At 37.1% G+C, this 25936-nt stretch carries 27 protein-coding genes and 2 tRNA genes; 23 read left to right on the top strand and 6 right to left on the bottom strand.

What is annotated here, in order from left to right; translation table 11 throughout:
- Nucleotides 1–55: 55 nt before the first annotated feature.
- The 10 genes from Gferi_RS12760 to Gferi_RS12720 all read left to right on the top strand — a co-directional run bounded on the left by Gferi_RS12760 (nucleotide 56) and on the right by Gferi_RS12720 (nucleotide 9005).
- Nucleotides 56–1126: a M24 family metallopeptidase gene (locus Gferi_RS12760; RefSeq protein WP_069977080.1), complete on the top strand. Its 1071-nt coding sequence runs from the start codon at nucleotides 56–58 to the stop codon at nucleotides 1124–1126.
- 5 nt (nucleotides 1127–1131) lie between these two features.
- Nucleotides 1132–2343, top strand: coding sequence for a MalY/PatB family protein (locus tag Gferi_RS12755; protein ID WP_069977079.1), 1212 nt, complete (start codon nucleotides 1132–1134; stop codon nucleotides 2341–2343).
- Nucleotides 2344–2493: 150 nt separating this feature from the next.
- The gene (gene manA / locus Gferi_RS12750; protein WP_069977078.1) at nucleotides 2494–3501 is read left to right on the top strand and encodes a mannose-6-phosphate isomerase, class I; all 1008 of its coding nucleotides are present in this window, start codon (nucleotides 2494–2496) and stop codon (nucleotides 3499–3501) included.
- A 148-nt stretch (nucleotides 3502–3649) separates the two neighbouring features.
- Complete coding sequence (locus Gferi_RS12745; RefSeq protein WP_083273537.1) at nucleotides 3650–5164, top strand: M1 family metallopeptidase; 1515 nt, start codon at nucleotides 3650–3652, stop codon at nucleotides 5162–5164.
- Nucleotides 5165–5255: 91 nt separating this feature from the next.
- Complete coding sequence (locus tag Gferi_RS12740; RefSeq protein WP_169832994.1) at nucleotides 5256–6458, top strand: D-alanyl-D-alanine carboxypeptidase family protein; 1203 nt, start codon at nucleotides 5256–5258, stop codon at nucleotides 6456–6458.
- Between the two features lie 112 nt (nucleotides 6459–6570).
- The gene (locus tag Gferi_RS12735) at nucleotides 6571–6855 is read left to right on the top strand and encodes a CC/Se motif family (seleno)protein (protein ID WP_069977076.1); all 285 of its coding nucleotides are present in this window, start codon (nucleotides 6571–6573) and stop codon (nucleotides 6853–6855) included.
- A 349-nt stretch (nucleotides 6856–7204) separates the two neighbouring features.
- Nucleotides 7205–7281, top strand: a tRNA-Arg gene (locus Gferi_RS12730).
- A 121-nt stretch (nucleotides 7282–7402) separates the two neighbouring features.
- Nucleotides 7403–7479, top strand: a tRNA-Arg gene (locus Gferi_RS12725).
- A gap of 597 nt (nucleotides 7480–8076) precedes the next feature.
- Entirely contained in the window at nucleotides 8077–8268 is a 192-nt protein-coding gene (locus tag Gferi_RS29480) for a hypothetical protein (protein WP_408607496.1), read from the top strand.
- A 317-nt stretch (nucleotides 8269–8585) separates the two neighbouring features.
- Nucleotides 8586–9005, top strand: coding sequence for a hypothetical protein (locus tag Gferi_RS12720; protein WP_069977074.1), 420 nt, complete (start codon nucleotides 8586–8588; stop codon nucleotides 9003–9005).
- Between the two features lie 46 nt (nucleotides 9006–9051).
- Here Gferi_RS12720 and Gferi_RS12715 read toward each other — a convergent pair whose 3' ends face one another.
- Nucleotides 9052–9813, bottom strand: a complete 762-nt coding sequence (locus Gferi_RS12715; protein ID WP_069977070.1) for a transposase — start codon at nucleotides 9811–9813, stop codon at nucleotides 9052–9054.
- Nucleotides 9814–10132: 319 nt separating this feature from the next.
- Between Gferi_RS12715 and Gferi_RS12710 the strand changes: the two genes are divergently transcribed.
- A complete protein-coding gene (locus tag Gferi_RS12710; RefSeq protein WP_069977069.1) occupies nucleotides 10133–10528 on the top strand; it encodes a hypothetical protein in 396 nt (131 codons plus the stop codon).
- Between the two features lie 36 nt (nucleotides 10529–10564).
- Here Gferi_RS12710 and Gferi_RS12705 read toward each other — a convergent pair whose 3' ends face one another.
- Nucleotides 10565–11089 carry a hypothetical protein gene (locus tag Gferi_RS12705; protein WP_069977068.1) on the bottom strand — a complete coding sequence of 175 codons (525 nt, stop codon included), beginning with the start codon at nucleotides 11087–11089 and terminating at the stop codon, nucleotides 10565–10567.
- Between the two features lie 317 nt (nucleotides 11090–11406).
- On the opposite strand from Gferi_RS12705, the gene Gferi_RS12700 reads away from it, so the two are divergent.
- From Gferi_RS12700 to Gferi_RS12670, 8 genes are all read left to right on the top strand, one after another.
- The gene (locus Gferi_RS12700) at nucleotides 11407–11943 is read left to right on the top strand and encodes a sigma factor-like helix-turn-helix DNA-binding protein (RefSeq protein ID WP_069977061.1); all 537 of its coding nucleotides are present in this window, start codon (nucleotides 11407–11409) and stop codon (nucleotides 11941–11943) included.
- A gap of 2 nt (nucleotides 11944–11945) precedes the next feature.
- The gene (locus tag Gferi_RS27615; RefSeq protein ID WP_083273535.1) at nucleotides 11946–12092 is read left to right on the top strand and encodes a YvrJ family protein; all 147 of its coding nucleotides are present in this window, start codon (nucleotides 11946–11948) and stop codon (nucleotides 12090–12092) included.
- Nucleotides 12093–12105: 13 nt separating this feature from the next.
- Nucleotides 12106–12330, top strand: coding sequence for a helix-turn-helix domain-containing protein (locus tag Gferi_RS12695; RefSeq protein ID WP_236932728.1), 225 nt, complete (start codon nucleotides 12106–12108; stop codon nucleotides 12328–12330).
- 567 nt (nucleotides 12331–12897) lie between these two features.
- Nucleotides 12898–15003 (top strand): sensor histidine kinase, encoded by a 2106-nt coding sequence (locus tag Gferi_RS12690; RefSeq protein ID WP_069977059.1) that lies wholly within the window; start codon nucleotides 12898–12900, stop codon nucleotides 15001–15003.
- 266 nt (nucleotides 15004–15269) lie between these two features.
- Nucleotides 15270–16037 carry a GNAT family N-acetyltransferase gene (locus tag Gferi_RS12685; RefSeq protein WP_069977057.1) on the top strand — a complete coding sequence of 256 codons (768 nt, stop codon included), beginning with the start codon at nucleotides 15270–15272 and terminating at the stop codon, nucleotides 16035–16037.
- A 155-nt stretch (nucleotides 16038–16192) separates the two neighbouring features.
- On the top strand, nucleotides 16193–17242 hold the full coding sequence (locus Gferi_RS12680; RefSeq protein ID WP_069977055.1) for a P1 family peptidase: 1050 nt from the start codon (nucleotides 16193–16195) through the stop codon (nucleotides 17240–17242).
- Between the two features lie 169 nt (nucleotides 17243–17411).
- The gene (locus tag Gferi_RS12675; protein ID WP_069977050.1) at nucleotides 17412–19124 is read left to right on the top strand and encodes a methyl-accepting chemotaxis protein; all 1713 of its coding nucleotides are present in this window, start codon (nucleotides 17412–17414) and stop codon (nucleotides 19122–19124) included.
- A 158-nt stretch (nucleotides 19125–19282) separates the two neighbouring features.
- The gene (locus Gferi_RS12670) at nucleotides 19283–20023 is read left to right on the top strand and encodes a CAP domain-containing protein (protein WP_069977048.1); all 741 of its coding nucleotides are present in this window, start codon (nucleotides 19283–19285) and stop codon (nucleotides 20021–20023) included.
- Between the two features lie 131 nt (nucleotides 20024–20154).
- Here Gferi_RS12670 and Gferi_RS12665 read toward each other — a convergent pair whose 3' ends face one another.
- From Gferi_RS12665 to yedE, 3 genes are read right to left on the bottom strand one after another with little or no spacing between them, the layout of a single operon-like run.
- Nucleotides 20155–20397, bottom strand: a complete 243-nt coding sequence (locus Gferi_RS12665) for a DUF3343 domain-containing protein (RefSeq protein ID WP_069977046.1) — start codon at nucleotides 20395–20397, stop codon at nucleotides 20155–20157.
- Nucleotides 20398–20399: 2 nt separating this feature from the next.
- On the bottom strand, nucleotides 20400–20612 hold the full coding sequence (locus tag Gferi_RS12660; protein WP_069977044.1) for a sulfurtransferase TusA family protein: 213 nt from the start codon (nucleotides 20610–20612) through the stop codon (nucleotides 20400–20402).
- A complete protein-coding gene (gene yedE / locus Gferi_RS12655; RefSeq protein WP_069977042.1) occupies nucleotides 20602–21687 on the bottom strand; it encodes a YedE family putative selenium transporter in 1086 nt (361 codons plus the stop codon). The genes Gferi_RS12660 and yedE overlap by 11 nt, the downstream gene beginning before the upstream one ends.
- A 182-nt stretch (nucleotides 21688–21869) precedes the next feature.
- On the opposite strand from yedE, the gene Gferi_RS12650 reads away from it, so the two are divergent.
- Nucleotides 21870–23024 (top strand): aminotransferase class V-fold PLP-dependent enzyme, encoded by a 1155-nt coding sequence (locus tag Gferi_RS12650; RefSeq protein WP_069977040.1) that lies wholly within the window; start codon nucleotides 21870–21872, stop codon nucleotides 23022–23024.
- Between the two features lie 110 nt (nucleotides 23025–23134).
- Here the strand turns inward: Gferi_RS12650 and Gferi_RS12645 are convergent, their stop codons facing one another.
- The gene (locus Gferi_RS12645; protein ID WP_069977038.1) at nucleotides 23135–23878 is read right to left on the bottom strand and encodes an SIMPL domain-containing protein; all 744 of its coding nucleotides are present in this window, start codon (nucleotides 23876–23878) and stop codon (nucleotides 23135–23137) included.
- Between the two features lie 301 nt (nucleotides 23879–24179).
- Between Gferi_RS12645 and yhfZ the strand changes: the two genes are divergently transcribed.
- From yhfZ to Gferi_RS12630, 3 genes are all read left to right on the top strand, one after another.
- Complete coding sequence (gene yhfZ / locus Gferi_RS12640; protein WP_069977037.1) at nucleotides 24180–25118, top strand: GntR family transcriptional regulator YhfZ; 939 nt, start codon at nucleotides 24180–24182, stop codon at nucleotides 25116–25118.
- A 63-nt stretch (nucleotides 25119–25181) separates the two neighbouring features.
- Nucleotides 25182–25571 (top strand): PRD domain-containing protein, encoded by a 390-nt coding sequence (locus Gferi_RS12635; protein WP_069977036.1) that lies wholly within the window; start codon nucleotides 25182–25184, stop codon nucleotides 25569–25571.
- Nucleotides 25564–25926, top strand: a complete 363-nt coding sequence (locus Gferi_RS12630) for a DUF2620 domain-containing protein (RefSeq protein WP_069977035.1) — start codon at nucleotides 25564–25566, stop codon at nucleotides 25924–25926. The genes Gferi_RS12635 and Gferi_RS12630 overlap by 8 nt, the downstream gene beginning before the upstream one ends.
- Nucleotides 25927–25936 lie beyond the last annotated feature (10 nt).

Below are 25936 nucleotides of genomic sequence, written 5' to 3'. Positions count from 1 at the left end.
AAAATATGAAGGGTTGACTTGTAAAGGTCAACCCTTTAATAAAGAAGGAATCCATATGCAAAAAATTTTAAAGATCAGGAAGTTGCTCAAAAGTAAAAAAATAGAGGCGATCTTAATAGCATCCTCCTATAATAAATTCTATTTAGCCAATCTCTATAGTGGATCAGGGTATGTATTTGTAACAAAGCGCAGTCAATATGTTATTGTTGATTTTCGATATTATAAACAGGTAAAGGAAGATACAAAAGGTTTTACTGTCATAGAACAAACAAGAGCAAATAAGCTGGAAAATATATTAAACAAGATCATTCATGATGAAGAGATTAGAACAATAGGCTTTGAAGGAGACTATATTGTTTATGATGCATTTTCAAACCTAGATACAAATTTGGAAGCCCAGCTGGTTCCCGTTTCGTTAGAGGCCCTGCGGTGTTTAAAGAGCACAGAAGAAATACACCTGATAGCGGAAGCTGCGGAGATAACAGACAAGGCTTTTTCACATATTCTTGACTATATACAGTGCGGGATGTCGGAAAAACAGGTAGAAAACGAGCTTGTAAGATGTATAAGGGAATGTGGTGGAATAAAGGAATCTTTTGATATTATTGTTGCATCAGGAGAGCGGGGAGCCCTGCCCCATGGAAAAGCTTCAGACAAAAAAATCTGTGCCGGTGAACTGGTAACCATTGATTTTGGTGTAAACCTTAAACATTATTGCTCAGATATGACAAGAACTTTTGCCATGGGATATGTGAAGGATGCGAAACTCGTTGAAATCTATGAAGTTGTTAAAAGGGCTCAAGAAGAAGCGATAAAACAGATTCGATCAGGAATCCGTGCAGGAGAAATTGATGCCGCAGCCAGAAGCATTATTCAAGCTGAGGGATACGGAGAATACTTTGGGCACAATTTAGGCCATGGTATGGGCATTATGGTTCATGAATATCCAGCGCTATGCCCAGATTCTTCTGTAATACTTGAAGCGGGAATGGTCGTTACCGTTGAGCCGGGTATTTATATTCCACAATTGGGTGGCGTAAGAATAGAGGATGATATTTTGGTAACGAAAGAGGGTGCGATACCCTTAACAAAGAGTCCAAGAGAACTGATTATTGTAAAAGGATGATGTCCATGTATAATTTTAATGAAAAAGCAGATAGAATGAATGAGCGTTGCCGCAAGTGGGATAGAAAGGTGATAGAGGAACATTTTGGTAGAGTACCAGAGGATTTCATACCCCTTTGGATTGCAGATATGGATTTCAAAATACCAGAAACCATCAGCAATGTTTTTCAGAAAGCAGTGGAAAGAGGTGTCTTTGGGTACACCTACGTATACGATGAGTTTTATGATGCGGTGATCCACTGGCAGCGGGATATGCACCATGTGGAGGTGGAGAAGGAGCAAATTACCCTCACCTACGGTACAGTATCTACCTTGCATTATGTCATCCAAGCCTTTTGTGGTGAAGGAGACAAAGTACTAATGAATACACCCATATATAATCCTTTTTATCATGGGGCTATAAAGCAAAGGATAAAGTGTTTATATAACACTTTATCTATAGTAAACAACAGGTATTATATTGATTTTCAACGATTAGAAACCCAGCTGAAAGAAGAAAAACCCAAGGTGTATCTTTTTTGTTCACCGCACAACCCTTCGGGAAGAGTCTGGAGCAAACAGGAGCTTCTTACTGTATCAACGCTCTGTAAAAAATATCATACAATTCTCGTGGTAGATGAGGTACATGCAGAACAGATACTATTCGGGGATTTTACATCTGCCCTATCTATGGAAAAGGATTTGACCGACAATGTCATTCTGCTGGCTTCACCGAATAAGGCTTTTAATCTAGGGGGCCTTAAAACCTCGTATGCCATCATTCCAAACCCGGAGATCAGAAAAAAATTTAAAACGCTTCTGGAAAGAAACTCAATTACTTCGCCCAATACATTTGGGATTATGGGACTGATTGCGGCCTATGCTAATAGTCGTCAGTGGTTAGAAGCGGTTACTGTATATATTAAGAAGAATTATGAATTTTTTGAGAGCTACATATCAGAAAGAATTCCAGAACTGCAAATAATGCAGATGGAGTCTTCCTATCTGGTATGGGTAAATATCGAAAAAACAGGACTATCATCTAAGGCCCTGACAGAAATCCTTGCTGCCCAATATGGGGTTTTGGTAGAAGACGGGAATCATTTTGTTCGTGATGGAGAAGGGTGGATTCGGGTAAATTTAGGAACCCAGAGAGAAAATATTATAGAAGCCGTGAGAAGGATAGAAAGCTGCATAAGGGCTATCGATCCAAGGAGAGGATATCTCATTTTGCGCTAAAAATACTTTTGCCCCATTGTTAGCGAAAGCTTTATTTATTACAAAACATGTAAAATCATGGTATGATAAATATAAAGAAAATATTCCGAACATATTGGGCCTTATAAAAAATACCACAAACCGTAAAGGGCAGAAGCAGGAGGGATTGGTGTGTATCCATTAAAATTTGAGCATATTTATGTGGATAAAGTATGGGGTGGAAGAAACTTATCCACATTTAGAACAGACTTGCCTAAGGGAGACATCGGAGAAAGTTGGGAACTAGTTTGCAGAAGTGGTGCAGTCAGTAAAGTTGCAAATGGGGAATACAGCGGTTTAGGATTAAATGAACTGATCCGCATGAAAAAGGAAGCTTTGGTAGGGCACAAAATTTCTATAGAGCAGTTTCCTCTGTTGGTTAAGTTTTTAGATGCAAGGATTAAGCTATCGATACAGGTTCACCCTGATGATAACTATGCAGCAGAAAAGGAAAATGATCTGGGAAAGATGGAAGCCTGGGTGGTTCTGGAAGCAGCAGAAAATGCCAATATGATTTTGGGTTTTAAGGATTGCTCTAAAAATGAATTTTTGGAAGCGATAGAAGATGGGAGCTTAGAAGACTATTTAAATGTTGTACCTGTTAATAAAGGAGATGTTTTTTTTATTCCCAGTGGTTTGATTCACTCTATGGAAGGAGTTGTTGTGGCTGAAATTCAGCAGAACAGTGATACGACCTATAGAGTGTATGATTATAACCGGGGTAGGGAACTTCATGTGGACAAGGCTGTAGAGGTTGTGGATTTTTCCCTAGAAGCAAAAAAGATAAAGGGTATATGGAAAGAAAAAGAAGGCTACAAGAAGATTTATTATTGTTACAATCCATACTTTTCATTGGAACAATATGAAATTAAGACTTTCTGCACTGAAAAAAGCAACCCGGACCGATTTTATATTTTTACTTGCATTGAGGGAAGTGGAAAAATAGTCTATGAAGAGAAAAGTGAAGAGATTATAAAAGGGGATACTGTGCTTATTCCTGCTTGTTTAGGAGAATATACATTGGAAGGACCTATGTCCTTGTTAAAATCCTATGTACCGGATATAGAAGCGTTAGAAAGTGAAATACTTGATGGAATTAAACATATACCGAAAGACAGGAAAAAAGATTCTTTCGTATAAAACATTCCGTTTATAATCCGGCTTTACTGAAGATCAGTGGAGCCGGGTTTTATTTTGCTTTTCTTTATACCCTTTTATACAAATATATTCCATGGCTGTGACATATTCTGTATAATAGGGATATCAAATATTTTTCAGGAGGCATATCATGAGAAAAATTGAAAAAGGGATTGGCGTCTTGCTCTTAATCTTCCTGCTTACAGTAACGGGATGCAAAGGGCCATCGCCTGTGGGGCCAATACAGCAGGAAACCCTGATCGTGGAAGATCTCAACGGGTTTGATCCAAATAAACTTACCCAATACCATATGGATATTGTGTTTACACCTGAAGAAGCTGTGATTCACGCTGAACAGAAGATTGATTATATTAATAGCGAAACCATTTCTCTGGATAAATTATACTTTCACTTATACCCAAATGCTTTTCGGGATCAAGAGACCACTCCTTTCCTATTCGATGACTTTGATAGAGCCTATCCTGAAGGCTTTCAACCGGGATATATGGATATCAGTGAAATCAATATTGGAAAAGAAAAAATAAATTATCGTATTATTGGTGAAGGAAATACCATTTTGGAGATTAACCTTCCCAAGATACTACAACCAGGAGATAGAATTCTGCTCGAGATGACGTATAGTGTAAAGCTGCCATCTGCCCAAGAAAGATTTGGATATGGGGAAAATACCTTTAATTTCGGAAATTGGTATCCTGTAGCTGCGGTGTATGATGAAAAGGGTTGGAATCTAGATCCCTATTATCCCATTGGAGACCCCTTTTACAGCGACGTCAGCAATTATAACATAAGGATTGAGACACCAAAGGATATGGTGATTGCCAGTACTGGAAACATATTGAGTGAAGGCATACAAGGAGAAAAAAAGATTTGGCAGATTGAGGCAAAGCTCATCCGGGATTTTGCCTGGGTTGCCAGCAAAGATTTTGAAGTAGTGGAAAAGGATGTAGAGGGTACGATTCTAAAGATGTACTTTATCAAGGACCGTGCCCTCAAGCAAGACATTAAAGATTGGGCTACAGCTGCTGCGGAAAATTCTCTCATAATTTTTAACCGTACCTTTGGCAAATACCCTTATGGACAATATTCTGTAGTACAGACAAATTTCCCCAGCGGTATGGAATACCCTGGAATCGTATTTATTGGAAAGCAGTACTATGATAAGCGATGGAAAAATTTTTTAGAGATTGTCATTGTGCATGAAACAGCGCACCAATGGTGGTATGGCATCGTAGGCAACAACCAAATCGAAGAAGCTTGGCTGGATGAGAGTTTGGCGGCCTACTCCGAGGTTATCTATGCTATGGAAAAGTACGACGAAGAAGTCGGACAGCAGTACCATATCCAATTCAATGAAGATGAGTATAGGGAAGCCGTGGAGACCATAGAGGATGAAGTTATTCTCAAGTCCCTAAGAGCCTTCCAGGGCTGGTATGATTATGGTCCATTGGTATATAGCAAAGGGGCCATGTTTTTAAATGAAATCTATACGGAATATGGAAAAGACACATTGTATCAAATTTTAAGTAAATATTACCAGGAAAATCGGTTTAAAAATGCGAAAACAGGAGACTTCCGCAGGATCAGTGAGGAAATTACAGGAAAAGATCTGGGATCATTCTTCGAAAAATGGCTGTTGGCAAAATAATATAAAAACCACAGGGAAAAACTACCTGTGGTTTTAAATTTAGCACTTCTTTAATATGAATAGATATAGAGCAAAGATGCAAAGGAGGAGCATGGTGAAAAAAATATATATCCTTTTGATTGGGATTCTTCTAGTTTTTGTAATGAATGTATTTCCTGCTTTTGCACAAGAAGAAGTGAGCATTCAATCCCGGGCAGCTATTTTGATGGAGTTTGATTCCGGAAAGGTTATATGGAGTAAGAACCCGGATATGAAAACCCCTCCAGCTAGTATTACCAAGCTGATGACTTATCATTTAGTCATGGATGCAGTGGAAGTCGGAAAGATCAGTCTGGAGGACCGGGTAATTATCAGTGAAAAAGCAGCAGCAGAAAAAGGCACCAGCTATAATCTGAAAGCAGGAGATATTGTATCCTTGGAAAAACTCATTGATGCGATGCTGATTGTATCCGGCAATGATGCGGCTTATGCCATTGCAGAATATGTGGGAGGTTCAGCAGAATACTTCATAGATCAAATGAATGTAGAAGCAAAAAGACTGGGGATGGAGGGTACTACCTTTGTGAATCCAAACGGAATGCCGGCGGAAGGTACGGGAAACATCACAACGGCCAGAGATATCGGAATTCTTTCTAGATATTTGATTGACCGCTATGGAGAAGATCTCCTGCCGGTCACCCGCCGCGGGAGCTTTGAAGATGCTGAAAGAAGCTTCAAAAAGGATAATACCAATAGACTCTTAAATGTACTGCCCAGGGTAGATGGCCTTAAAACCGGATTTACCAATGCTGCAGGATATTGTTTATCGTCAACGCTGAAAGTAGAATCTCAAGAAGTAGGAACATCGGACTTTCGGTTGATCGCGGTGGTGCTGGGTGCTCAGAGCGATCAGCAGCGGGTTGCTGATAGCAAAAAGCTCTTGGAATACGGTGCTTCAACCTACAGCAGGCAGGGTATTATAAAAGCAGGCGAGATTGTGCAGAAATATCATTTTTGGGACATAGAATCCTTAGAGATCGGTCTGACGGCAGAGGAGGATGTTTTGCTCTTTGGGCCTAAAGCAGGTGCTGTCAAGCAGCAGGAGATTTTTATGCTGCCGGAGTTGGGTCTGCCGATAGCGGAAGGGCAGAAACTGGGAGAACTTATATTGACCCTTTATGATGACAGCAAAATGTATGTAGAATTAGTCAGCGACAGAGACCTGAAACGGGTCCCGCTAAGGCTCAGAATGCTCAAATGGTGGTGGGGTTTTTCCGGATTTATGGTAACTTTGGTGGAATATTTTACTGGTTAGCCAGTACTATATACCAATAATCTTATTTATATGTTGTCATAATGAAAAATTCACTTTATAATGGATAAAAAGCTACTTTAAAAGAGATAAAATAACAGTGAGGATGAGCGTGATGAACATTCAGATTGATGAAAAAGTAAAGAACTTTTTAAAGAAAAAGGAGAAAGAGACTTTAACTGTAGAGCTTCAAGTGAGTGACTCCTGCTGTATCCCTGCATCACTGCCCCATGTAGTTATGGAGCAGCCAAAAGAGCCTGAAAAGTATGATCAATTTGACGTAGAAGGTTTTACCGTTTATGTTTATAAAGGAGCTGTAGTAAAAAATGCTTTGCGTCTGGTTTTAAATAACTATATTTTGTTTAAGGAAATCGAAGTAGAAGGTATTCAAATTCTATAGAGAACCCATTGGGGCAGCCTAAAGAGGCTGTCTTTTTAATTCTGACATTCTTATATCCGTTTTTAATTCTTTTCTGAGTAAACTGACAATACGGCTAATACTGACATAGGAAGCTTTATCCTGTATTCCTTTATGAATTATACAGGATAGAAAATATCTATCTCTCTCAAAACGGTAAGCCGATATAGGATCCTTTTGCCTTTAAGTATTGAGATATAGTATAAAAAAAGATAAATGGGAGATGCTGAAAAAAGAGGCACTGGGAGCAAAAGATCCTTTGCATTTTTATTGAATGCTTTTATAGTCTTGACAAAAGTGAAATTTGTGAATATGATTATAATTGATCCCTGCACCTGTAGCTCAGCAGGATAGAGCGGCGGTTTCCTAAACCGTGTGTCGGAGGTTCGAATCCTCTCAGGTGCACCATATTGAAATGAGAAATCCCAATACCTTGAAGGTGTTGGGATTTCTCTGTCTTTGAGGGATAAGGGAATTGTTGACCAAATGTTGCCCAATTGGGCAACAATATCTACATTAAGTATGATATGTTTCCGTAGCTCAGTAGGATAGAGCAACTGCGTCCTACGCAGTAGTCCGTGGGTTCGATTTCTGCTGGGAACACCATCTTGAGTGTTGACAAAGTCTTGCAGCATAGTTTGCAGGGCTTTGTTTTTTTAGGTTCTCTTAGATCTCATTTTAAGAATAGTGCGACATATTGGTGGAGTGTGGACCTATGTGTCTACCCGTTAATTTTGCCGTCTCTTTGGTCAGACACACAGGTCTGCCCCTACCGCTATCCTTATGTTGGAGACAATGTGCTCCCCTACAGGAAATAACAGCCTGTCGGTATGTGATGCATGGAACACTCCCTGTGGTGTTCCCCTGTATGTCGCATCATTCTACCATTGTGTCATTGCTTAATTATACAGAATACCAATATAAATTTCAAATATTTACCATGATTTATCTTAAATCTAGCCCTAAGTTTTTATTCAAGTTGTTACTCATTTTTTTAGTCTCTGCTTAATCCAATATCCACTATTCAATCCTACAGTCCTCTGTCACTGTTTTAATACCCGTACCTATACTAGTACCATAAACCGTTGTGAGGCCGCTTTGAGGGTGACGGACTAATGCTAAAAAGGCTCTTGTGTCGATAAGGTTTTGGAGTTATGATGGAGACCATTATATGGGGGTGGTTAAATAGATTTTATAGAAGGTTTGTATCACGACGGTATATATCCAAGTGAAGGAAATACTTGTCCTACATGCGTAAAATATGATGGACTACAAGGAAAATTATTTAACTTGCACAAACAACTGCAAGAAAGCTTGAACAATGAGCAGAAAACTTTGCTAAACGAATTGATGGAAACAAAATCAGTTTATCTTCTACTAATTATTATAAAATAGAACGTGTTAACTGGTATCCTTATCAAGGATGACTAGGAAAGACAGCTATTCTACAAAAAGGTGATTCTATATTTTTAGTAATCATCTTTTTGTAATTTCAAATTGTAATTGTAAAACTAATGATAAACTCGTGCGTTAAGTATATTTATTGGTATACTCATTAAGTACGTATCTTGTACTAATTTATTAGTCTGTTCCCACTGGGTAAGGTGTATGTATACAGAAGATTTTATCAAATAGATTAAAATATATTTCTACTTGTATAAGTAATACGAATACTGTAATCTGTTATTAATTGAGATAAGAAAGGAGCTATTATGATTATAAAATCATCCTTTATCAAGGTTAAAGTTTTACTTTTGTTGACGATAGTATTTTTCGTAACGATATCTTGTGCAGCATGTAATAAAAAAATTGATGAAAAGCCAAGTAAGTATTTGATAGATATAGAAGTAGTTAATAAAACCAATTTAAAAATTGATTATTTAGAGTTATATGAATTTGGAAAAAACTGGGAATATCTAATTACTAAGGCCTATGAAAATGAAGATGGATATGTTCATTTTGCAATTAGTTACAATAAAGATAGCAATTTTTATATTCAAGGATCTGTAGATCAAAAAGAAGTTAAAAAATATGAATTTGATTTACATGGATTTGATCAAGTTTATACGAAACAGACTCTGTATATTTACCTTATCAGAAATGAAGATGGAAGATTTGAATTACAAAAGTAGAGCATCCAAGTAGTTAATGTGACAAGGGGACGGGGTTATCGTCACATTACACTCTTTGAATGATGCCTCTACTAATTCCTGTCAATCTTTCAATTTGTCTAATTGATAGGCCGTATCCCTCCTTTAACTCTTTTATACATCTATTTCTTTTATCTACATCAACCATTTGTAAATCTAAACCTTGCTCAATCTTACAATGGGCCTTGATTATTTTTATAGCATCATTATCGGTTATCTGCTGGCTTTCTTTTATTTCTAAACATTTATCATCGTTATCTTTATTAATATACTCAATAAATTTCTTTACAGCTTTTTCTCTATCTACATTTAAAATATCAAGGGCATAGTCCCTATCAGCCTGATATTTTTCTCCAATATAGTCTGTATAATTCGTCCATAAATAGTCTTCAACTCTAGCTGCTATACCAGCTTTTACAGGATTCTGAAAAATATATCTCAGAACTGTCAGGAAGTAGGCATCGTCCTCTACAGGCTCACTTTTAAATCTATCCTGAAATAAATATCCTACTCTTCCATGTTTTTTGTTATACCATAAAACATAGCTGCCACATATCCTTCGCATAACCGTCTCTAATGGCTCCTTATATTCCATTAGTAGCAGATGAAGATGGTTACCCATTAAACAATAGGCATATAATTTGTACTCACTAATCTCTCTATATTTTTGCAAGGTTTGAATAAACTTATGGCAATCTTCCTCATCTTCAAACACAGTTTGACGATTTATTCCTCTCATAACAATATGATATATTCCGCTTTTGCTTTTTATCCTTGGCATTCTTGGCATAAAAACCACCTCTATGATATGTTATATCATATGGACGAACACGTGTCAATAACCCCGTCCCCTTGTCACTTTCTAACCCCGTCCCCTTGTCACTTTATTTAATATTTTCCTATTTTGTTGGAACTCCACTCTATATAAAACAGATAAAGCGGTAAATAAATCAACCACTTTTGAAAAAAATTTAAAAAAAATTTTTGCCACGTAGTTGATTTATTTACCCATTTAATCTTCTTATCTAGTGTAGGGCAAAACGAACTGGCCAGAGAGTGGAAGAGCCTAACAAAATATAAAAATACAAAATGAAAAGGAGAGGTTTAATATGCCAAACCCAGGTGAAGTTAAATATGTAACAACTAATAAACTGACAGCAGATGATGTTTTAGCACTTCATGATGATTGTAAGGCCGTTATAAACAGATATCAAAAGGTTGATCCCATAATGACTTTATATAGAGTTGTTTCAGCTTTCTTATCTTTAACAACTATTGGCTCGGGTTTCGTAACGCTACAAGGAGTTGGAGCTAGTAGTGATCCTGTAAAACAAGCACTTTTAATGGACTCCTTTTATTTTGACGCCTACATAAGACTTACAAAAGACGGAGCCACATATATTGAAATGAGACAAAAATTTAGATACATGGAGGGTGGCCCTAACAGCAGCGCAGGATGGGTGCCTGTAGAGAGTCCTTGGATTTGTGCAACTTATTTCTATTAAAGAACAGATAAAACCATCAGTATTATATTGATGGTTTTATCTGTTCTTTACCAAAGTATTAATGGCTTCTAAAGTTTCAACGATCTTTTTATTAGGATAATACTTGGTATAAAAAAAACTTTTTTTCTCTAAGATAATTTTTGTATTATTTAAATCCTCTTTATATTTTACTATTTCACGCAAAATGTTCATATCTTCCTGTAAAATAATTTCTTTTTTAGACAGCTTATCTAAATAATTAATTAATGGGGTTAAGTCTGCATTATATAGATTTTCCTTATCAATAAAACGGAGATTGAGGAAGATTTTTGTATAAATAATTATTTCTGATTTGGCGTGTGAAACAGATGCAAGAAATTCTTCATTATCGATTATTTTATTCTTCGAAAAAAGCTCATCACTTAAAACTTCTAAAGTCATTGCTGTGTATTCAACGCAATCTTCAAAGGTCGAAGCCAAATAAAAGTTTTCCAATGCTCTTTCTTTCATCAGTGATCTAAAAGCAATCAAATTTGTAACAATTAGCAGAAAAACAAATGTAATAAGTAATACTTTTCTCATAATCTAACACCTCATTGTTTATAGATCTTACCAAAATTTTAATACCTATAATTATATCATATTATTACATATATGGTTTATTGTGGAATTTTATGTCTTGTTGCAGTGTAGCTTTTATAGGCTTAACTTGGATATAAATAGCCATTAACGAATCTATAGAAAATATTTTTAAAATAATAGAAAATTTTACAAAATATGGGTGATTATTTTTTGTATAACACGTCTTATATAGTAAGGGGAAGCTTAATTACTTTAAGCTTAAAGTTTTTTACTAATTGGGAAAGAGTGTATGGAGGTTTACGTAAGGAGGGGATAAGATGGATCACCTGGCAAGGCGCTTTCTAGAAGGGGATACAGAAAATAGGGATCTATATATCAATGGCATCCTATTGAAGGATCGGACATCCCTAGAAAGCCTCAATAAGAAATTTAATGATTATCTATTCAGAATCAGTCTGTGCAGCTACATAAAAAAATCTATTGTCTTTGCTTCAATAGATTTAAGGAAAAAAGAAAGCACGATCAGGGAAAAGGAAGGACTCTATTTAAATACCCTGGACGAAAACTTTGATGAAGAAAAAATCAATACCATTCCCGATGCTTCTGTTAATTTTGAAGAAGAAATCTACGCGGATAAAGAGTATCTGAATCTTTGTGAAATATTTACAGATAGAAACATATTAAAGGCTATTCACAATCTTACAGAGAGACAAAAACAAATTGTTTATGAATGTATTGTTAAAGACAAGAAAGACCATCTGGTTGCCAAAGAATTAGGCATCAGCAAACAATCGGTCAATAAAATTAAAAATACTGCATTGAATAAACTAAGAAAACAGATCGGAGGGGAATAAGCATGGAAATATTTAATGACTGTATTTCAAATTTAGGCTTCCCCATAGCCGTAACAGCCTTTCTTTTAATCCGGATAGAAAAGAAGCTGGATGAGTTGAACAAAACCCTCATTCAGGTAGTTGAAAGCCTTGTGAAGGCTAGTCAGTAAAGGAGGTCCTCCTATGAGTGATACTTCGATGAGAGATCTTTTTGACCAAGCGAAAGGTGGAAATCATGAAGCAATCGGTGCTTTTTTAGATATATTTAAACCTATTCTTTATAAAAGTAGTATTGTAAATGGCTATTTTAACGAGGACCACTTTCAAGAACTTAGCATCAAGCTGATTTACTGCATCAAAACCTTCCAATTTGCTAATGTTTCAGATATAACAGCATATTTTCATTAAACTATAAAAAGTAAAATCAACTTTACCAACCCACCACAGTTACAATTGGGCTGTATTCATTGAAACCATTCAAATAATTAATATGACTGGATTTAAAGGTGATGTTAGCAATCACCTTTTTCTTTTAATGATTTTTAAGGCGAGGAAACACTTCGTTTGCCTTTTCATTAAAAAGGATTGAACACGGCAAACGAAGTATCTCCTAGTCCTGCAATTAAAACCTATCCATATCTTTCTACTTTATGGAAGGTTATTACATATCATAAGTCGAATAGTCTAAAAACTTATATTAAAACAGAAGGCAATGGGAGGATTAATATGGATGAGGGTCGAGGGCTAGAAATACTGTTCATGTGGATGAAAAAATCTAAATTCACAGTAGTTTTGAAAAGAAACCCTATGTAAACCGGATCAAGTCATAGAGATCCAATAGTATAAAAATCCAAGAATAAAGGGAATGTTCGATGGAGGCATGATAATGAAAAAAAATTTATTTCAATTTTCAATTTCAACAAAAAAATCTCAGGAATTTATAGATATTACATATTTAGGGGGGATTGTGAAAAGATGACTGATAACAACAGGCTTGATTACACTTTTGAAGACTCCGCTTTAAAATCACTTTTTGATCATCCGGAAATCGGTGTGTATACTTCCACACTAGCCGGAAAGTTTCTTAAGGTAAATAAAAAGTTCAGTGAAATCGTAGGATATACAGAAGAAGAGCTTATTAATATGGCCATAGAAGATATCTATTTCGTAGAAAATATCGATAGAATATCTGAAGACCTGTTATTTGATCAGGGAAAAGCACATTATTCTTTTGAGAAGAAGATTATACGAAAAGATCATTCTATTATATGGTTAAGTTTTATTTTATCATTTAATTATGATACTGCAGGAATACCTTATCAATATATAGGCATCGTACAGGATATAACTAAACATAAAAATAATGAAACTGAATTATATGATGTCAAGAACACTTTAGAGAGTATTTTTGATACAAAAAGTGCTATGATCGCTTATCTTGATAAGGACTTCAACTTTATTCGTGTGAATAAGCGGTATGCCGATGCAGGTAATCATCCTCCTGAATTTTACATAGGAAAAAATCATTTTGCTCTTTATCCATATGCTGATAATGAAGTAATTTTCCGCCGTGTAATTGAAACCGGCCAGCCCGTTTCGTTTTATGCAAAGCCCTTTGAGTACAAGGAGTTCCCTGAGATAGGGATTACCTATTGGGATTGGGATTTAATTCCTGTGAAAAACACCCATGACACGGTTACGGGACTTGTTTTTAGTCTAGTGGATGTAACGAAGCGGAAAAAAGCAGAAGATGAGCTTCGTAAAACAAATGATTTGCTTGAAAATAGAGTTAGAGAACGAACGATTAAACTGCAGGAGGAGGTAGCAGAACGTAAAAGGGTAGAAGAGGCATTAAGGCAAAGTGAACAGCGTTACCGAGAAGTCTTTGAAAATACCTCTAATGGGGTTCTGCTTATGGATGCTATTTCAAATGACCGTTTCAAAATTGTAGCCATCAATCCTTCTATTGAAAAGAGGCTGAGGATGAAAACTGCAGATGTTTCAGGCAAATATATAGAAGATGTTTTTCCTAAGGATTCTGCAGAACTTCTAAGTAACAATTATAGAAAGTGTATTGAATTAGGAACCATGCAAAGCTATGAAGAGTGCCTGAACATGCCAGCAGGAATTATATATGTTTATACAACGCTTATACCGATTCAGGATGATACAGGAAAAATTTATAGAATTTTAGGAGTTTATCGTGATATCACAGAACATAAGGCAATGGCTGAAAAATTAAAAAAGGCAAAGGAAGAAGCGGAGTATGCCAATAGCGCAAAAAGTGAATACATTGCAAATATGTCTCATGAACTAAGGACGCCCCTTAATGTTATCTTGAGTGCAATACAATTGTTCGACCTATATTTAAAAGGAAATCCATCTTTAGAAAGTGATAAATACTTTCACCATTTAAAATCAATGAAGCAAAATTGTTTCAGATTGCTGCGACTCGTAAATAACCTTATCGACACAACAAAAATTGACGCAAATTTTTATGAGTTAAACTTGGGAAATTACGATATTGTAAACATTGTTGAAATAATAACGCTGTCGGTAATGGATTATGTGAAAGATAGAAGGATTGAACTTAGTTATGTTTCAAATGTAAATAAAAAGATTATTGCTTGTGATATTGATATCATCGAAAGAATTATGCTTAATCTTCTTTCAAATGCAATTAAGTTTACAGACGCTAATGGCACGATACAGGTAAGCTTGATAGATAAAGGTAAAAAAGTTGTGATTTCCGTTAAGGATAGCGGGATTGGTATTCCTGAAGACAAACAGAAAACGATATTTGAGCGGTATAAACAGGCAGACCAACTGCTTACAAGAAAGTACGAAGGCAGCGGCATTGGATTATCTCTAACAAAAGCTTTTGTGGAAGTGCTTGGAGGCAAAATATATGTAAAAAGTAAAGTAGGATTTGGAAGTGAATTTATTGTTGAACTGCCATGCAAGGTGATTTCAACAAATAATGATAAAACAGAGATAGAGTATGCTTTGAATGATTATTCAATTATACAAAAAATCACTGTTGAGCTTTCAGATATATATTCGATTAAAGAGATTAACTAACTTTTACATTTAGTATAAAACATAAAGGCAAAGCCGGTTCTGATGGCTTATTTTTCTGAGAAAAAAGCACAAATAAATTTAAGATATATTTCAGGTTCTCTCAGACGGAGGGGTTGGGAGAACTTTTTCTATTATATCATTGATAATATGACAGCATGTTGTCATATTATCAATGATATAATAGGGCTATAAATAATTCCTATAGAAGTCTTGAAATTTATAGAGCATTTCTGTGCACTTTTAAGATTCAAAAAAGAGGTGAAAAAATGCAATATATAACTTTGAATAAGAGCAACATTGATTCTGAGCATATTTGCTGTGCTTTTTCCGATAAAAAATGTTCAGAGGGCTATGAACTAAAAAAAAAATGGCTGAGAAGAGCATTCGATAATGGATATATTTTCAGAAAGCTGGACGAACGGGCAAAAGTATTCATCGAGTATGGACCTGCTGAAAAGGCGTGGGTTCCTGTAGCAGCGCCCAACTATATAATGGTGAACTGCTTCTGGGTTTCAGGAAAATATAAAGAAAATGGTCATGGTAAGGCACTATTGCAACAGGCGATGGATGATGCTGCCGCACAGGGAAAAGATGGTTTGGTAACCGTTGTGGGTACACAGAAATACCACTTTATGAGTGATGGCAAATGGCTGCTGAGACAGGGGTTTGAAATATGTGAAAGCATACCTTCTGGATTTAGCCTTCTGGTCAAAAATATGAACCGCAAAGGAATATCGCCTGTTTTTAACGAATCGGTAAAAACAGGGGAGTGTCCAGAGAAAAATGGCTACGTTGTATATTATTCTAACCGCTGCCCTTATTCCGAGTATCATGTTAAAAATTCACTGGTTGAAACAGCAGCAAAGCGAGGTCTTTCTTTAAAGATCATTAAGCTGGAAAGTATGGAACAAGCGCAATCGGCCCCTTCACCGGCCACGATTTTTAGTCTTTTCCATGAAGGGAAATTTGTTACAACAGATATCAGTGTTTGTATGGATAGTCGGTTTGATAAGATTATGGGAAAAAATAAATAACGCAGATAGACCTGCCCTCACTGGAACAGATGAAATTACAGGGTTCTTAAACAAGTCAAATTAACCCGGATTTGGACTTTTTCAGCAGTTTGGAAATGTGCCATTTTTTCATCAAGCAGGATTTAGTTAAATACTTACTAAGATAGGAGATTATTATGCAGAGAAAAAGATTAAGAGAATTAGGCATAACGATTGGTAAATTAAAAACAGGAAAATTGAATGCAATTACAGACGTGGAAGGAATTGTTGTAGGACATAAAACCATTATAGATAAAGATGTTTGTTCAGGACTTACAGTAATTATGCCGAATAACGGAAAACTGCAAGAATGTCATTTTCCCGCAGGAATTTTTGCCTTTAATGGAACAGGAGAATTTACAGGCACCCATTGGATTGATGAAACGGGGACCCTGGTAACACCAATTGTTTTTACAGGCAGCCATTTACTAGGATTAGCACATCATTATCTTTCGTTAGCAACGAGAAGAATTGATAATCTTGAACCATTTTCCAATGGGATTGTAGCTGAAACCTGGGACGGATGGTTAAGTGATCTGGAAAAAACCACAATAAAATATGAGGACATGGAGGAAGCAATACGGGGTGCTAAATCTGGAGTTGTTGAAGAAGGTAATGTTGGCGGCGGAACAGGAATGATTTGTTTTGAGTTTAAAGGAGGTATAGGGACTGCTTCCAGAATCGTTGAATGTGACTGTGGAAGCTTTACGATTGGAGCACTGGTTCAAACAAATTTTGGAAGAAGACAGGATCTTGTTATCGCGAATCAAATGGTTGGGGAAATAATAAATGAGCAGGAAGTTCCCTTACCCTGGGATACTCCGGAAAATGATGGCTCATTATTAGTCACGTTAGTAACAGATGCTCCTTTAATCCCTTTACAGTGTAAAAGAGTATCAAAAAGGGCAGCGTTAGCAATGGCAAAGTTAGGAGGTATTGGGGAAGAAGGCAGCGGCGATTTTTTTATTACTTTTTCTACCGGAAATTGTTACGCTTATGGTCATGAAGCAATTTATCCTATAAATATGTTTCCGTCAGAGCAACTGGATGTTATTTTTGAAGGCGCGATTGAAGCTGTTGAAGAAGCAATCATTAATTCGATGTGTATGGCAGAGACCCTGCAAGGACAGAAACAAAGACAGGTACATGCACTACCGCAAGACAAATTGTTAGAAATATTAAAGTGATTTTTATAGGGTGACACTTCCTTTGGCGTGGATAAAGCTTCAACAGTAGGTGAAATTATAGAAAGTAGCCAAAAACTTGTACGCAAATAATGTAATGATTACATAATAATGGTATAATTATCCTTATCTATATAAGTACTATGAATTTGTGAGGGGGGGCTGCGTACAAATGAAATGGCTGTCAAATTTAAAAATCGGTACGAAGTTGATTTCTGCTTTTCTAATAGGGATTCTTCTTATGGGAAGCCTTGGATGGATAGGAATCAAAAGCTTGAAAGATACGGATGCCCGTATTGAATCTATGTATACAGATAGAGTTATTCCTTTAGAGCAGATTAGCGATGTACAGAAGAATGTATTATCTGTCCGGTTAAATCTATCTTTTCTGATGATGCCTAATAATACATTATCCGTTTCGGAAGTTGAGAAGCTTGTGACGCTTGCAAGAAACAGCAATGATGAACTGATGAAATCCTATACCGATACCTATATGACAGAGGAAGAAAAGCTGATGATAGAATCTTTCAACAGCAAACTTGCTTCCTATAGAATGGCACAGGACAAATATTTAAGGTTTATAAAAGAAAACAAAATGGATGAAGCCATGGTCGAATTTGATAACCTTACAATATGGGAAAATAGTATACAGCAAGCATTACAACAATTGGTAGATCTAAATAAGCAGCTTATGGAAGACGTAATGAAGGAGAACAAGAAAGCATATGCTAAAACTGTTCAGGATACGCTGATTTATTTAGCCATAGCTATTGTCTTTGCCTTGTCTATGGGAATCATACTAACGAAGATTATCACCAATGGATTAAGAAAAGTCATAGAATTTGCAGAAGGATTTGGAAACGGCGATTTAACAAGGCAAATGGATGTACATACAGAGGATGAAATAGGGACTTTGGTCAGGGCATTAAATAGAGCTGTACAGAATACACAAAATCTGATAAAAGAAATTGTAAACAATGCAGCACATATGAATACTTCCAGTCAGGAACTCTCTGCGACCATTGAAGAAGTATTGGCCCAAGCCCATAACATTGATGCTGCAACACAAGGAATTTCAAAGGGCACAGAAGATACCAGCGCTTCACTTGAAGAAGTAAATGCATCAGGACAAGAAGTGGCTGCAGCCGTAAACCGATTGGCAGTGAGGGCAAAGGAGGGCAATTTTGAATCTATTGAGATTAGCAAACGGGCTGAAGGGATGAAAGAAAGTGCAGAGCAATCCCGACAAGTAGCACAGGACATATATAAAGAAAAACAAAGAAGTATCCTCCAAGCAATTGAGGCAGGAAAGGTCGTTGGAGAAATCGAAACCATGGCCACAGCCATATCAGCTATTTCAGATCAGGTGAATCTTCTTGCGCTCAATGCAGCTATCGAAGCAGCCAGAGCAGGGGAACACGGGAGGGGATTTGCTGTTGTTGCAGATGAGGTAAGAAAATTAGCAGAGGAATCTTCTAAAGCTGTTTCAAATATCCAGGAAACGATAAAACATGTTTATGGTGCTTTCAATAATCTATCCAGAAATTCCAACGATATTCTGCAGTTCATTGACGAGAAGGTACATAAGGATTATGAAACCCTTGTAGACACAGGAATTCAATATAAAAAAGATGCAGAATATATGAATCGTCTCATTTTCGAATTTGATCAAAATGCACAAAGCATTGCAGAAGCCGTCAATCAGATCAATGTAGCGATTGAATCTGTATCAGCCACTTCTGAACAAACGACTGCCGGTACTCAGGAGATATCAAGCAATGTGTCTGAAGTTGCAGATGCATTGGAAGAGGTTGCTAAGGTATCTCAAAAACAAGCAGAACTGGCCGGAACCTTAAATCATATGATACAAAAATTCAAAATTTAACTCAAAAACCCGTTAGAGGAAAGCATCTACTGATATTCCATATATTACATCGCCTATAAACTCATATATCATTGTATAATGAATGCTATAAGGCGTATCCGATAGCCTTATGGCCGCTACTGTACGAGTTGTGATAAAGGAAAAGGAGATGGATATGAATGAAGAAGATGAAAAAAGGATTATCGGTAGTATTGGCATCAACACTTCTGATGGTTCCATTCAGTTCAATGGCAAATGCAGAAGTACAGTACAAAGTTTATGTAAATGGCAAGGAGCAAAACAAAGTTTCACTGACCAATGCAACACTAAATAAGTCCTGTAATGTTAAAGACGTAACTGCTTGGTACAAGACATACATAAAAACGAATCCGAATAAGTCTGTGCCTGCTCCGGCAGAAGAAAAAGAAGTGAAGCCGGCACCACAACCAGCACCGGCACCGCAGCCAAAACCGGAACCACAGCCAGCACCGACACCAGCACCGCAACAACCGGCAGAAACAGGAAAATACCAGGCTGGTGTATACGAGATGCTGGAGTTGATCAATGCTGAGAGAGCAAAAGTAGGGGCTGCACCACTACAGCTTCATGACAAATTAATATCTGTTGCACAGGAAAAGTCTGAAGATATGGTAAGAAACAAATATTTTTCTCATACTTCACCTACCTATGGAAGTCCTTTTGATATGATGAAGACCTTTGGAATCAGCTATAGTACTGCAGGGGAAAATATTGCTATCAACAGCAGCGTTGCGAAAGCACATACCGCTTTCATGGGCTCTGAAGGACACCGAAACAATATCTTAAATCCCAATTATACGCATATCGGTATAGGAATAGCAAAGGATTCAGGAAATTCTAACAGCTATAGGTTTACACAAATGTTTATAAAAGCTAAATAACAACCAGCTGAAGGCTGTATGAAAAACTACCTGTTTACATCTACAGGTAGTTTTTTCTGTATTATTTGTAATATATTTTATAGAAACAGGATAAAATTTTTTATCTCTTGGAAAAAGCAAACGGGCGAAGATTATTCTTCGCCAGCTTTATATAGCAGTTTGTACGCTTTTTCTTCCACGATATAAAGGGATTCGATATCATCGCTAATGATTGTCCGGATCTTATTTTCATAGCTGAATTTTGCGGCGATACCACAGTTAGAGCTTACCTTTCGGGGTACCGGCATTAAGTCGACGGAGCAGCCTTGGTTTCTAAGTAATTTCTGATATTTTATGGCTCCTGAGTGGGTAAAAAAAGTTGCTAAATATTCCATAATTATTTTTTCAGGGTAAGGACAAAATCCTCACCTTTTTCAGCAACTTCTACTTTATAGCCTGAATGACTTCCGAACCGTTTAATGTTCTCACAGGCAGTAGTATTATCTACTAAGACCTGTATCCCTTCTGAATTTAAAGCTACAGCTTTTTTAGTCATAAGCACAGGTTCAGGACATGATCTTCCTCGTGCATCAATGGTTTTAAGCTTCAAGCTTTACATCTCCTTTCATTTTTATAGCTTCTTTTTCCATATTGAAATAAGAAACAACCAGCAGTATGATCAAACCTGTTATTACAGCAATTTTACCATTCGGTGCAGGCCCGTTTGCAGATGCGGCAAGGCTGAAGTTATGCGCAAAAGCTGCACCGGTGAGCATGCCCATAGCTGTTATTGCAGAGTCAATATTTCCTTCTCCGGCGAGTATCAGCTGACGAAGGGGGCAGCCGCCCAGCAGTACAGAACCCCATCCGGCCAACGCCATGCCCAGGAAGTTCCAAAGACCGTCCATATGGGCTACCGGCTGACCAGAAAAGCCAAGATGGAAGGATTTGGTTATTAGCAGGTTGCCGATTAAAGCAGCTGCAAATATGGATATAAATCCCGATATCAGATAAGCATCTTTAAAAAGAATTAAATCTCTAATTCCGCCTACCATACAAAGTCTTGTTCTTTGGGCTAAGGCGCCAACAATAAGACCGGATATAAGGGCCAATAGCCACGGGGCATGCTTTGACCCAGGGCCTTCTGTACTGAAAAATATAAATGCAGGTGCAGCAAGGAGCAGTGCAAGAAGTCCCAGATTAAGAGAAGGAAATACGAAACCTTCAAAGCTTGTAAGGGTATAAGTTCTTTTCAGGCTGAAACCTTTGTTTAGGAACAATATGCCTACCCCGATACCCCCAGCAAAGCCAAGGAGACCGACCAAAGCGTTTGCATCTCCACCGGCCATTCGAAGTACCATTCTGAGTGGACATCCGAGGAACATGAGAGCCCCGATCATAACGATAAAGCCAAGGACAAATCTTAAAAACGGGGAAGAGCCGCCTCTTGTCCTAAATTCTTTCATGCCGAAGGACATTAGAAAAGCGCCCAGTACCAGACCAATGATTTCTGGTCGTATGTATTGTACTACTGCAGCTCTGTGGAGACCTAGGGCGCCTGAGATATCTCTCAAAAAGCAAGCTATACAGTAGCCCATGTTTGCCGGATTGCCGTATTTAACAAGGAGAACAGATATAAGACCAATGACGGCACCCGTAGAAATAATACCTTTCTTGTCTTTCATTTTAACCCTCCTTAGTAATGAATAATGATCTCATGGATATTATATTATCAATGATAGAGGATGTATAATTGACAGAAAAAATGATGGTAAAGATTCCCATAGAAAATATCTATAATCTCCTATCCCTCCGTCCTGTATAATGAAATTAAAGTGGAAGTACATATAGATTGGAGAGAGATGTGATGCATAACATTTATATGGATAATGCAGCAACTACGTTTCCGAAGGCCCCAGGGGTAGGTGCCGCAGTAAAGAACTATATAGATAATGTAGGAATTAACGTAAAGAGAGGGACTTACAGCAGCGCGTTCTCAGCTGGTGAAGTGGTGCTTGAGGTCAGAGAAATGATTTGCAGACTTTTTAATTTCGATAATCCGGATAATGTGGTTTTTACCATGAATATAACCCAAAGTATGAATTATCTTATAAAAGGTATACTGCAGGCAGGAGATCACTGTATCCTGTCCTCTATGGAACATAATGCAGTGATGAGACCACTATCACAACTGTGCAGTCAAAGAATAGAGTTTTCCAAGGTACAATGCGACCGCTTTGGAAGGTTGGATGTTGAGGATATTAAGCAGCATATAAAGCCAAATACAAAAGCTGTTATTATGACCCATGCCTCTAATGTATGCGGGACAATCCTTCCCATTTATGAGATAGGTAAGCTATGCAAGGCATATAATCTCAATTTTATAGTAGATAGTGCACAAACTGCAGGGATCTATGAGATAGATTTTAGAGAAATGAATGCAGATGCAGTTGCATTCACAGGACACAAAGGATTGTTAGGGCCACAGGGGATTGGCGGATTTGTTATCAGCAATCCATTAGCGAAAAAGATGGATTCCCTCATATGCGGCGGTACTGGGAGCGCCTCGGAGTCTGAATTCCAACCGGATTATTTGCCGGATAAGTTTGAACCGGGAACCATGAACCTTCCTGGAATCTTTGGACTGCATGCAGCACTTACATATCTTATGAAAACAGGAATTAAAAGTATAAGAGACGAGGAACTGCGGATCACACAGCAGTTTATTGAAGGAATATTGAATATGAGAGGTATAAGATTAGCAGGGCTGCCTGGAGCACAAGGCCGGACAGCAGTGGTTTCTATTGATTTTACAAAAGGGGACAATGGAGAAGTCGCTTATCTTCTGGACAAAGAGTATGGCATTATGACCCGGTGTGGTTTGCACTGTGCGCCATCAGCTCATAAAACCTTGGGAACTTTCCCCCAGGGTACAGTACGGTTTAGCTTTAGCCATTACAATACAATAGAAGAAGTAAAATATGCGATAGACAGTATTCATAAAATCAATAAAGGGCTGTAGGGAATATAATTCCCCTGCCGGCAGAAAGTATATTCACGGTATTAAAAGTCTATCGGGAAAAGGCATCAAAAAACCCTGAATAAGCAACGATTCAAGGCTTTCTGCAGTACCTATTGTACTTCAAATTCACAGGTCACTACCGATGTGATTTCCTTCTCAATGGAGGTTGTATCATTCATCCCATAATCGGAAATTTCATCGGAATATAGGGGTGTTATTTGGAAAATACCTACATATGCTGATTTTAGCGTGCCAACCCGGTTCCCTGTGGCTCCGAGCATCTTTTCTGCCCTGGCTTTGGCATCTTTGGTTGCAAGCTCAATCATATCTATTTTTAACTCTGACAGTTTTGTATAAAAATATTGAGGCGTGTTAGACTGGAACTCTACACCTTCATTAATTAAATCTGTAGCATTTCTTGAAATTTCTGTTATCTTATCAATATCATTAGATCGAATCTCTACACTCTGATAGAGCCTGTAACTTTCGATTTGGTTAGAGTACATCCCGTTCGGCAGCATCACATGATTGGTATTGGTGGATATAGAAGAAAATATGATGTCTTGCTCTTTAATTCCCTGCTTTACTAAATAGGTTCTTACTTTTTTCTCACTATCCTTTAAGTTTTGATATGCCTCAGAAAGACTTGAAGACTGCAAACTGAAGGAGCCAGTCCAGACGGCTAAATCAGATGTAATTTGCTTCTTTGCAGAACCTTTTACCGACAATGAATTTGTAGAGCCTTTGATTTCTTTGATTCCGGAGGTCAAAATATAGGATGAAACAACAATCCCCAGTGCCAGAATAAGCGATACGACCATCCATACAGCATTTTTTTGATCCTTAATAAACATAGTTATCCCCCTTTAATCTATTGAAAGGCGCTCACACCTTACCATTTATTCTCATCGTATCATAAATATCATGAAAGAAAGTTAAGAATTGTTTACAAAAAAACAACGTAATTATGTTTTTGAAGTTTTTTATATAGAAGTTTTTTAAAAACTTTATCTAGGAAAACCTGAACCAGCTGCAGCTGTGGATTTTTATCAAAAATGAAATAAAAAATAGAATTTTCAGTTTTAAAGTTTAATTTTTTATGCTATAATCAAATTACAATATACAAAATAATGTACATTGCGAGAGGATAAAAATATGGATGATTTTAAAAAGAAGCTAATGTCCAAAAACGGAATTATCATTACACTTCTTGCCCGGGAATTCCTCACTTATGGTGAAGGCGACAGGATAGGTACGGTCAGTCAGTATACGGAAAACTTTAATACGGCTAGAGGAACCGTTCAATCCGCCTTGAAGTTTCTTCAAGAGATAAAAGGAATCGGCTTAGAATCAAGGGGGCATTTAGGAACCTATATTGTAAAAATAGATTATAAAAAATTATGGGAGATATCCGATTTTGGCGTGATCATGGCGGTAATGCCCCTACCCTATTCAAAGAGATATGAAGGGCTTGCTACCGGACTTTATAAGACCTTTGAGCAAAGCAGCATACCCTTTAGTCTAGCTTTTATGAGGGGTGCTTCGAAAAGAATCGAGGCTTTGAATTTGGGGAAATATAACTTTGCCATTGTTTCCAAATTAGCAGCTAATTTAGAGATGGAAAAATCATCGGATATAGAAATTGTACATGAATTTAGTGAAGAAAGTTATGTAGGAAATCATGTGATCATCTTTAGGGATCATCAACAAGACAAGATCAAGCGTGGCATGCGGGTAGCATTAGACTCTACATCCATTGACCAGATTATATTAACTTCCAGTGAATGTGAAGGGATAGATGTGACGTATATTAATACGCCCTATAATCAGATACTTCAAAAGATGAAAAATAATGAAGTAGATGCTGCTATTTGGAATATCGATGAGATCAAAGAAAAGAATCTTGAATATAATATTTGTCCTTTAAAAAATCTCATATCCAAACAAAATAGCAAAGAAGATACCATCGCGACGATCGTAGTAAATAAAGAAAATAAAGAATTTGGACATATTTTAAAGAAGTTTATTAATATGAATGAAGTAGAGAATATTCAGCAGAAAGTGATTCGGAACGAAATGATTCCGACTTACTAGAAAAGGAGCTCTTTTTTTAGCTTGAATGTACAAAAAAATGTATATTGAATCGGAGGTGATAAAATGGATGACTTACTAAAGCAAAGACTGGATATCTTAGAGGAATCAGATCAAATAAGTCCCGAAATAAAGATTGCTGTCATAGATTTTGCACAGGAATTTGAAAAAAAATACGCTCTGATACTGACCGAAGAAAATGGTTCTATGTTAATAACCCATTTAGCGATCGCATTGACCAGAATAAAAAATGGAGAAGAAATCAATGCGATCGATGAACTGGTTTTAGATGAGGTTAAACAAAGCAAACTTTATGATGAACTCCCTAAATTTTATAAACGTCTTGAAGAACAGTTAAGCATTAAGATACCGGATTCAGAAAAAGGGTTTATTGCTGCACACGCATGTACAATACTTTCAAAATTACAGAATGAAGGAGGAGAAAAGGGTGATTAAATTTGTAATTGGCGGGCAAGTTGAAAAGCAAAAGATCGCAGATTTAGTAAAAGAAATAGGTGGTGATAAAGTAGAAGTACAGATAAAAGGCGATTTGCAAGCTGCCAGTGATATGAAGGCGGGTAAAGCGGACTATTATTTGGGGGCTTGTCACACCGGTGGAGGAGGCGCTTTAAGCATGGCCATAGCCCTACTTACAAGAGATAAATGCGCTACGGTTTCTATGCCTGGAAAAGCACCAAAGGAAGAAGAGATTATAAAAGCTGTAGCAGAAGGAAAAATAGCTTTTGGTTTTACCGGGGATCACTATGAAAAAGCGGTCTCTGCAATTGTTAAGGAAATTTTGAAAAAATAAAAACTTAAAA

It is taken from the genome of Geosporobacter ferrireducens (assembly GCF_001750685.1).
In the GTDB taxonomy this organism is placed as follows: Bacteria; Bacillota; Clostridia; order Peptostreptococcales; family Thermotaleaceae; genus Geosporobacter; species Geosporobacter ferrireducens.
Note: the sequence above shows the minus strand (reverse complement) of the source record. Positions and strands in the feature narration are given on the sequence as shown.